5 protein-coding genes are annotated in these 2807 nt (G+C 43.0%); 3 read left to right on the forward strand and 2 right to left on the reverse strand.

What is annotated here, in order from left to right; all coding sequences use genetic code 11:
• A partial coding sequence (locus tag WKI49_06055; GenBank protein ID MEJ7622053.1) for a DUF3782 domain-containing protein occupies positions 1 to 869 on the reverse strand: 869 nt, incomplete at its 3' end.
• 105 nt (positions 870 to 974) lie between these two features.
• Here WKI49_06055 and tpx point away from each other — a divergent pair.
• The 3 genes from tpx (at position 975) to WKI49_06070 (ending at position 2060) form a co-directional block, all read left to right on the forward strand.
• Positions 975 to 1484, forward strand: coding sequence for a thiol peroxidase (gene tpx / locus WKI49_06060; GenBank protein MEJ7622054.1), 510 nt, complete (start codon positions 975 to 977; stop codon positions 1482 to 1484).
• A 92-nt stretch (positions 1485 to 1576) separates the two neighbouring features.
• On the forward strand, positions 1577 to 1789 hold the full coding sequence (locus tag WKI49_06065; protein MEJ7622055.1) for a DUF3276 family protein: 213 nt from the start codon (positions 1577 to 1579) through the stop codon (positions 1787 to 1789).
• A gap of 31 nt (positions 1790 to 1820) precedes the next feature.
• Complete coding sequence (locus WKI49_06070; GenBank protein ID MEJ7622056.1) at positions 1821 to 2060, forward strand: PepSY domain-containing protein; 240 nt, start codon at positions 1821 to 1823, stop codon at positions 2058 to 2060.
• A gap of 2 nt (positions 2061 to 2062) precedes the next feature.
• Here WKI49_06070 and mog read toward each other — a convergent pair whose 3' ends face one another.
• The gene (gene mog / locus WKI49_06075) at positions 2063 to 2593 is read right to left on the reverse strand and encodes a molybdopterin adenylyltransferase (GenBank protein MEJ7622057.1); all 531 of its coding nucleotides are present in this window, start codon (positions 2591 to 2593) and stop codon (positions 2063 to 2065) included.
• Positions 2594 to 2807: the final 214 nt, after the last annotated feature.

Raw genomic sequence — 2807 nt, forward strand, 5'->3', positions numbered from 1 at the left:
CCCTCCACATCCTCTGCATAAGAATAAACCTCTATACCATTTTTTAGTGCCACCTCCTTTGCCTTTGGGTCTACCATAGGCGATATTATTATGGCTCTGCTAACCTTTACGCCTTCCTTAGATTGGTAAAAGTCTAACTTTCTTAAAAAGGCATACACATCAGCCTTACTCATAGAGGACTTTATCTCCGCCACTATTATCTCGCCATTTTTAATAATAAGGTCAAGCTCTATCTGGTCTGGTCTTCCAAAAACTATACCTTCCTTGTCGTAGTTGATATATCTTTCCACCTTTACAGGAAAACTCTCCTCAAGTATACCCTTGAGAGCATTCCTAAAAGATTCCTCAGAATGTAGCCCCCAGCGAGCTCCAAGAGCACCAATAGTAGAGTCATGTTTCCTGCTTAGCCTTTTTACCTCTTCCATGAGAGTCTGTATAGCTTTGCTGTGTTCTTCAAGTATCTTGGAATGTTGCATAAGTATTTCTCTTTGCTCCTCAAGAGCTTTCTTATACTCCTCCCACTTTCTTTCAGACTCTTCCCTTTGCCTTTCTAACTCTGCCCACATTTTATCTCTTTCTTGTATGTATTGCTCCCATCTTTTGTTAGACTCTTCCCTTTGTCTTTCCAACTCCGCCCACATTCTCTCCCTATCTTCCAAATACTCCTGCCACCTCTTCTCGGACTCCTCTCTTAGTCTTACCAGTTCCTCATAGAGCTTTTCTATCCTATCTTCGGTCTTATCCTTCTCTGCAAAGCTGTCTTTTAGTAGGTCTTTGATATAAGCCTTTATAACGGGGTCTTCCTTAATAATTTCTGGCAATACCTTAAGAACAAGCCTCTTTAGCTCTTCAAGGTTTTGTGCCTGCATGATAGTAAATTATAAGCCTAAGCCTCTAAGATTCTTGATATAAATCATTCTGAAAGTCCTTGCACAACCCTTAAAATATAGCAAAACCCATAGGGAGGTAAAACCATGGCACAGACTGTAAACCTAAAAGGCAACCCTGTTGCCCTTTGCGGACCTACTCTAAAGGTTGGAGACCCTGCTCCAGTAGCTTACGTGGTCACAAAGGACCTTCAAGAAATAGCTATAGGTGGACCAAGTGACAAGGTGCAGGTGATAATCACCGTCCCATCCTTGGACACTCCCGTATGTGAGACAGAGACCAAAAAATTCAACGAGCTTATGGCAGGTATGGAAGGCGTGGCAGTGTGCGTTATTTCTATGGACCTTCCCTTTGCTCAAAAGAGGTTCTGCGAAAGCTTTAATATTGGCAATGTGGTGGTAGCCTCTGACTTCAGATACAGAGACATGGAGAAGTATGGCGTGCTCATATCCGAGGGTGCTCTCAAGGGTATTCTCGCAAGGGCTATATTTGTGGTAGACAAGCAGGGTAAAATAGCCTACATACAGCTTGTGCCAGAGATAACCCAAGAGCCAAACTACGACGAAGTGGTAGCCAAAGTAAGGGAGCTTTTATAAAAAACTGGGGGGCTTTGCCCTCCTTGTTGTTCTTAATAACCAATGAGGAGGAAGGGGTTTTTAACTTATAATAAAAGGGAGGAGGTAGTATCGTGGAAAGGGAAAGGCTCTATTCTAAGAAGTTAAACGCCGGCAAAAGAACATATTTTTTTGATATTAAGAAGGGTAGGGATGGCTCCGCCTACTTGGTGATAACAGAGTGGACACAAGACAAAAAGCACAGGTTAATGGTCTTTGAGGATAGAGTGGAAGCCTTTATGTCCATCCTTCAGGAAGCGGTGGACAAGATGAAGGAAGTAAAGTAAAGTTTTATATATTCCACAGGAGGTGGGAGACATGAAGGCACTCATCCTCCTTATTCCTTTACTTAGCTTTGCCATTGAGGATTGTAGACCTTCCATAAGCATTGAGCAAGCCATAAACAACGCAAGACAGTATGTAGGAACTGTGCAGTCCGCCCAGCTCTCTCAGAATAAGAAAACGGGAGAGTGTTTTTACAGAGTTAGAGGAACGGAAGGCACAGCGGTAATTGATGCAAAGGATGGAAAGCTCATAAGGTTTACCAGAAAAAGGTAAGCTTACTTGGAGGGTCTGAAGGCTTTTACCTTGCTCTCATCTGTGGTTATGTAGGGTCCACCTATGAGGTCTATGCAGTAGGGGACTGCAGGGAAAACCGCATCAAGACAGACCTTTATAGATTGAGGCTTACCGGGTAGGTTTATTATGAGGGTTTTGTTTCTTATGCCTGCGGTTTGACGGGAAAGTATTGCGGTAGGCACTTGTTTTAATGAGACCGCCCTCATAAGCTCACCAAAGCCTGGGAGTATTTTTTGACATACCGCCTCTGTAGCCTCTGGCGTCACATCTCTTGGTGCAGGTCCTGTCCCACCAGTGGTAAGTATAAGACAACAACCCTCCACATCCGCCATGTGTATCAAAGCACCCTCTATTAGGTCTCTCTCGTCAGGGACTATACGGTATACTATCTCAAAGGGTGAGGTGACAACTTCATTTATATACTCTATAATGTATTTACCGCTTATATCTTCGTATTCTCCTCTACTTGCCCTGTCTGATATGGTAAGCACTCCAATCTTTGCCTTTTCCATGGATTATTATTATAAGCATTTTAAAAAGGTATCCATTTAGTTTAGTGGCTCACCGTCCACCATGCCTTACTCAAGAGGCACTAAAAATGCTTATACCAAGCTTTTTATAGCCACTTGACAACACCTGACAAGCTTGGCGTTAGGACAGACTACAGCGAAGAAAGGGCTTACAATCTCAGTAATGACTTCCAAAAGAGTTCCTTATCAAAAGCAC

This window comes from Aquificaceae bacterium (genome assembly GCA_037722135.1).
Taxonomy (GTDB): domain Bacteria; phylum Aquificota; class Aquificia; order Aquificales; family Aquificaceae; genus Pampinifervens; species Pampinifervens sericum.